Raw genomic sequence first — 6,343 nt, 5'->3', positions numbered from 1 at the left:
TTAGTAGGCACATGAGCGTTGCCGTCCTCGTACACCGAGTTGTTGCCATATCGCGGCCACTCATAATCGAAGTATGCCCAGCCGTATTTACGTTTGAATTCATTGTCGTTGCGGTTGGCTACTTGCTCCTTGCTCATGATGAAACGGCCTTCTTCATTTACCGAATAGGTGACATCTTTCTCACCCCATTGAATGAGCTTCTGATTTTCTTCGGTCAATAGGTTATCCCAATATTTAATGATTCGTATCGGATCCTCAGCGCTCACGGTAATTCCTAGCCCTCGGTTGTTTACAAAGGAGGGAGGATCGATATAGGCATCTGTTATGCTTTCGTCAAAGACAATGGGAAGCGCCACATAACGTAGGTCGTCATTGCCTGCCGCTTTCAAATTGTTGGTAGCATCGCCAATCTGCCAAGCATAGTTGACATATCCGAGCACGCGGCCGGACGTAAGTTTAGCGAGGTACTGGTCTTTGTTAGCAGTAAAGGTTTCCGGGTCAAGCAAGCTTTTCCGGTTCATCGCATTTAATGAAGAAAGCCAGCGCCTCTCATATTCGCTAGCCATATAAAGCTTGGCTTCATGAGTTTGCATGTCAACCATGACGTTGCCGTCGTTTGGATATCCGGCTAGATGCATCGGCTGATTGGTGATGGTGAAAAACTCGCCAGGGGTGCCAGCGAAAGTAAGGAAGCCAATCGTACCTTTTCCGTCTACCGTAGGGTATTTGGCTTGATACTTCTCGATCAGATCAAAATATTGATCAAGCGTTTTCACTTCCGGATAACCAAATTCTTTCAGTACACGTCTTTGCATCCAAAATGTACTGGACGCGTCCGGCTCCATCAAGTAGCCGTTTACATTGGCCGTGAAAGGAAGAATATAGATGTTTCCGTCCTCATTCGTGATCTTGTCCATATAATCGCCGTAGACACGCTTGATGTTAGGACCATACTTCTCAATCAGATCGTTGAGCGGGATGAATGCGCCTGCATCCAGAAGCTTAGAAAGCTCGCCTACTGGAGAGATGACATCAGGATAATCGCCGCCGGCGATCATGACTCCAGACTTTGTGCTTGCATCTCCTACTACATATTCCATCTTCCAATCGACACCTGTCTGACCTTGGAGGATCTTGCCGATGGTTGTGTTGCTTGCAAGCACGTCTTTATTCGTACCGAAAGCGAAGTAATCGTAGGTTACCGGTTCTGTACTTACCTCGCTTTTCGTTCCTTCTGCCGCTTTGTTTCCTCCTGCATCATTATTTGAGCAGCCAGCAAGGAGGATTGTCATAGCCGTTAGAACGGCCAGGCTGGATTGCAGCCATTTTTTGTTGMGCATTGCTGTATCCCCTTTCTCTATCAAAGTATTGTAAGCACTTTCAGTATAGAAGATAGTGTTTATGATTGTTATATAGCAAAGCTTAGATCGGTCTTTGAATAATTAAGTACTTATTGCTCGGAATTTATCTTTTTTTTTTCCAGCGGTAGACGCAGCATGATCCGTGAGCCTCCCCCTGGAGAACTGTCAATCGTGAAGCTGAACGATTCACCGTAGCATATTTTCAGGCGAGTAATGACATTTTTCATTCCGATGGAATCGCCCATAATCGCTTCCTCATGGAGATAATGATGAAGCTCGCTGATCTTCTCCTGATCCATGCCTACCCCGTTGTCTACAATAAGGAAGACAATCTGACCTTGTTCTTGCGCGATCTGAATCGTAATATAACCGATGCCTGGCACACTCTCAATGCCATGAATGCTTGCATTTTCTACAAATGGCAAAAAGGTCATCTTCGGAATTTCAATATCCAGCAAGGATTGATCCACCTCGATATGAAACTCTAGTTTCGTATCGAAACGGTACTTCTGAATTTCCAGGAAGCTTTCCATTAATTCAAGCTCCTCGCGAATCGTAACGAAGCTTCGCTTCCAAAGAATTGATTTACGGAAAATTTTCGCCATGTTCTGAATCGTCTTGGCCGTCTGCAGCTCGCCCTTCATCTGACTCCGCATTCGGATCGTTTCGAGCGCGTTGAATAAAAAGTGGGGGTTGATCTGACTGTGCAGCGCGTGCAGTTGAGCTTGTCTTTGGCTTAGCTCCAGCTCTTTCTTCTGAATTTCTGTAACATACACATCATTGATCAGATTCTCAATCCTCTCGCTCATTCGGTTGAACTCCACTGCAAGCTCGCCGACCTCATCCCGTTCTCGATGATAAGGAATACGTTCGAAGTTTTTGCCTTTTACGGATTTCATGTGTTTCAGAATCTTTTGAATGCGTGTATGGATCGAGCGGGAAACAATAACAATCACAATCGTAGGCACAAGGAAATTAATCCCTGCAAACCAAAGGATAAATTGCCCTGATCGCCGGACATCATATAAAATTTTCTCTTCATCCAATACTCCGTATATCGTCCAGTCTCCCAAATAGCGGTTGTTATGATATTGCTTGCTAATGATGATTGCCTTATTCGGTACGGGTATTTCCTTGAGACTTAGTGTCCGTCCTGTTTTGATCAGATCACTTGGTTGACCGCTCGACAGACGGCCGTATCGAGCTTGAGAAGACGGATCCATAAAGTAAAAATCCCCCTCAAAGCTGGATAAATCAAGAATTTGGTTAATGTATTTCATATTTAAGTCGATTTTCATGACATGCTCATAGGTTTCAAACCGGGGATCGGATAGCTTTTGAATAACGCTGATACTGTCGGACGTCACATACAAATAGGGATACGTGTTATTGAAATTTTCAATTTGATGATACCAATCCGTATTCCGCATCTCGTTCTCGAGCCTGATGATATGGCTCGAAGCCAGTATCGACGGATTGTCGCTCATAATCACAACAGAGCTGATGGATTTGTACTCCTTGTCGGCTCGGTTGAACAGATTGGATATGGCATTTAGAGACTCCACATAGTGGTCATGAGAGGCATGGAGGGTGTTTAAATGATTGTTGAGCTGCTTGTTAATCGAATACAGATAGGAAATACCTGCTGCATCTTCAATGACTGCCCCAAATTCGGCTTTTAAAAGATTTATGGCTTGTTCCGCATCTGTCGTTTTCTGATTTTTGATGTTAATGGTGGTCACATGATAGAACATCACGTTAGTCAGTACGATCGGTATGAATACGCATACAATATAAATGAAGACCAGTTTATTTCGGAGCTTCAGATGATGAAGCCGATAGTTGAGCACGGGGGAGCCTCCTTATTTTTTACCGATAATCTTATTCCGATAATCCGTTGGCGTCATGTTTTCCAGCTTTTCAAACTGGGCGGCAAAATAATCGGCATTTTGAAAGCCTACGAGATCCGCGATTTCGTACATGCGTTTTTTCGTTTGCCGCAGCAGCCGCTTGGCGTCCTCTATGCGAAGTGACAGCACATACTCATTGAAATAAACGCCGTAATTTTTGCGAAACAACTGACCGAGATAGACTGGATTCATATGGAATTCGGCAGCTATTCCTTTTAAATAGATGTTTTCTTTGTAGTGGCTGTCGATATATTTTTTCACTTTTTCAATACTGCCCTCGTTCTTTTCGCCTCGCTTCTCCGCGATATATTTAGCCGCTTCTTCTATAAACTGCAAGAAAACATGCCTTATCTGCTTCAAATTGCGGTATTTCATCTGCCAATTAAGCAATTCGTCCAACCATTGCAGATCTTTTTCGTTTCCTCCCAGCTGCCGGATGATATTGATGATAGCAATCATGATTCGCCTAATTGTATTCGTAACGGCACCTGGAGCGAAATGCCGCTCCTGAAAGGAAATAAAAATGGCATCAATGGCGGAGTGATAACCTTTCAGTTGATTGGCTTCAATCTCATAGATGAGCTTGCTATGCAGTTCTTCATCCACATCAAAGTAATATAAGGGCAGCTTATGCAGGTCCGATGCCATAAAGATGCCGTTAAAGCCTGCGGCAAAACGATAATTCAAGCATTCCTCGGCACTGGTTCCGGATTGAGCAATTTGTTTTAAATGGCTTGTCGAATGGCCTATAAACAAAGCTATCGTCGTTGCAAGCTCCGTCTCCAGCATGTCAAGCAGCATGGCGTAGTTCGTCCGCTCTGCATTGTTTTGCTCGTCCAGCCACAACTGAGGCACAATAAAGCCATATTGATTGTACGCGCGTACATGAATAAGCAGAGCTTGTCCCTCATGATGAAAATATTGCTGGAGTGCCGTTTGCAGTGCTGGAAAATAGTCAATTGCCCCTTGAGGCAGCCTATCTTGTATTTCTGCAATGATATACGTATAGGAAGAGGAGAGTGGAAGTTCCAGCGCATGGGCAATCCGCGCCATCACTTGCTCGCTTGGTTCGGTTTGCAGCAAACTTTCGATGACGGTTTCGATAAGCGGCTTTTCTCTCGTTATCGATAAGAGCTGTTTTTGATTCAGCGAATTGGCTATTTTTTTCAAAGTGGATGTAAACTCCTGTTCATCAACGGGCTTCAGGATATAATCCGACACATTGTAGCGGAAGGCTTGCTGAGCATAAGAGAAATCGGGGTACCCGCTTAAGATAATAAACAGCGGTTGATGCTCGCATTCCGCTTTCACCTTTTGAATCAGCTCCAGACCGTCTAGCACGGGCATGCGTATATCCACAATGACGAGGTCCGGGGTCTGTTGTTCGATAAGGTCCAGTGCTTGCTTCCCATTTTCCGCTTCGCCACAAATTTCAAATTGCATAGACGACCAATCCATCAGACTTATTAAGCCCTTGCGCACAAAAATTTCGTCATCCACGATCAGCACCTTATACATGGTTTTTCCTCCTTTGAGATACAAACTACGGCCTTAGCTACGGCTGTTTAACTACAGCGATTCTTTCGGTAATGATGCATTCCCTTGCAGGCGTTTAAACGTTGAAGGCGAAATTCCCTTATATTTCTTGAATTGCTTTGAGAAGTAGCTAAGCTGCTGAAAGCCGTTTTCGAGAGCTGCCTGCAGCATGCTGCACGAGCCGGATTGGATCATCAGCGCGGCGCTGTTGACGCGGAGCATATTAATATATTCGAGTGGTCTCATATCCGTCAGCTCTTTGAACAGCCGGCATAGATGGGACGGCGATATGGAGCCGATGGATGCCAGATCGTCGAGCGTGAGCGAAGATTTGTAGTTTTTGTTGATGTACTCCAGCACTTGAATCATGTTTTTCCACTTGTTCGTGTTTAAAGGATTGGCGCGTTCGTATAGCTGCTTTGGAATCAAATGCGGGTAGAGAACTGYGAGAATCATATAAAGCCGTCCTTTGACACCAAGCTGAAATCCTTCGCGTTCGACGCGGTATTCCGTGAGCAGATCTTCGATTCGGTCGATCAATAGACGATCCTGCACTCGCCGTCGAGTCAACAGGGAAGGGAACAAAAGATCTCCTCGAAGAAGCGGATTCAAACATTGCTCCTGACAGAAATCGGGATGCAGGGCGGATAGCCAGGATAGCTTGAATACGATAGCGGTGTAGGAGCAACCGTAAGCGGAGTTGCAATAGCCGCTGTGGAGTTCTGCCGAATTGACGATCAGACAGTCGCCAGCCTGCACATGGATCTCCACATGGTTCACGGAGAATACGGCCTGTCCCGCTCGAATATAAATCAACTCGATTTCCTCGTGCCAATGCAACGGAAGAATAGACTGATTTCCCGAAAGATAATCTACGTTATAGACGGCGAACGGAAAGTCAGAGGAGCCGTGCAGTACTTTTTCCAGAAGACGGTATTCCAGCAAAGATATTCACCACCCTATCAATATTGAGTTAATTATAAACAAAATAGAGTTATAAGTTAACTTATAATATCAATTTCGTGGTAATGCAGAGGATTAGAATTCAGTATACGAAGGAAATGAATATTTGCTGTCCTTTTGCACCAGTTAATGATTAGAACTGCATAGGTCATGTTTTAACTTTACAAATGTTTATAGTTGCATGCGATTAGATATAACAAATCTCAGTTAAAGTAAACATACTTTGTCGAAAGGGGATTTGTATTAAATGAGTAGAGTACGAAAAAAAATGTCAAGGTGGATGACGGCAATGTTGGTCTTGCTGGTAGCTGCCACCGGAATTGTAAAGCCTATGCCGGCTCAAGCAGCTCCACCCGCGGCCATTCCGTCGCAAATCACATTGGCTATAGGCGGAGGCGCAGCCGATGGTAAAACGGCTATGGCTTTCAACTGGGTTGCGGATGCGACGGTTAACACATCAGAAATTGTTTACGGTACTTCTCCAGACTTGGCCGGCGGTACAACAAAAAGCGCCGAAGTTGCCACAGTCAATGCTTCAACTGTGACTGGCAGCGTTCCGGACAACAAGCTGGT

Annotated in this window: 5 protein-coding genes; 1 reads left to right on the top strand and 4 read right to left on the bottom strand. The window is 44.8% G+C overall.

The features are described 5' to 3' along the window. From AC1DSE_RS27960 to AC1DSE_RS27945, 4 genes are all read right to left on the bottom strand, one after another. On the bottom strand, window positions 1-1,340 hold a 1,340-nt coding region (locus tag AC1DSE_RS27960; protein WP_477528541.1), incomplete at its 3' end, for an extracellular solute-binding protein. Window positions 1,341-1,450: 110 nt separating this feature from the next. Beyond that, complete coding sequence (locus AC1DSE_RS27955) at window positions 1,451-3,211, bottom strand: sensor histidine kinase (RefSeq protein WP_477508866.1); 1,761 nt, start codon at window positions 3,209-3,211, stop codon at window positions 1,451-1,453. Window positions 3,212-3,223: 12 nt separating this feature from the next. Then, the gene (locus AC1DSE_RS27950; protein ID WP_477508865.1) at window positions 3,224-4,789 is read right to left on the bottom strand and encodes a response regulator; all 1,566 of its coding nucleotides are present in this window, start codon (window positions 4,787-4,789) and stop codon (window positions 3,224-3,226) included. 51 nt (window positions 4,790-4,840) lie between these two features. Further along, a complete protein-coding gene (locus AC1DSE_RS27945; RefSeq protein WP_477528540.1) occupies window positions 4,841-5,752 on the bottom strand; it encodes an AraC family transcriptional regulator in 912 nt (303 codons plus the stop codon). A 265-nt stretch (window positions 5,753-6,017) separates the two neighbouring features. Between AC1DSE_RS27945 and AC1DSE_RS27940 the strand changes: the two genes are divergently transcribed. Beyond that, window positions 6,018-6,343: hypothetical protein (locus tag AC1DSE_RS27940; RefSeq protein WP_477528539.1), on the top strand; the 326-nt coding region annotated here is incomplete at its 3' end.

This window comes from Paenibacillus sp. 01L418 (assembly GCF_056400045.1).
This window is presented reverse-complemented; position numbering and strand designations above follow the sequence as displayed.

Bases quoted from the DNA above. Each gene is read 5' to 3' on its own strand.
- AC1DSE_RS27950 (WP_477508865.1), bottom strand. From the start codon at position 4,789: ATGTATAAGGTGCTGATCGTGGATGACGAAATTTTTGTGCGCAAGGGC.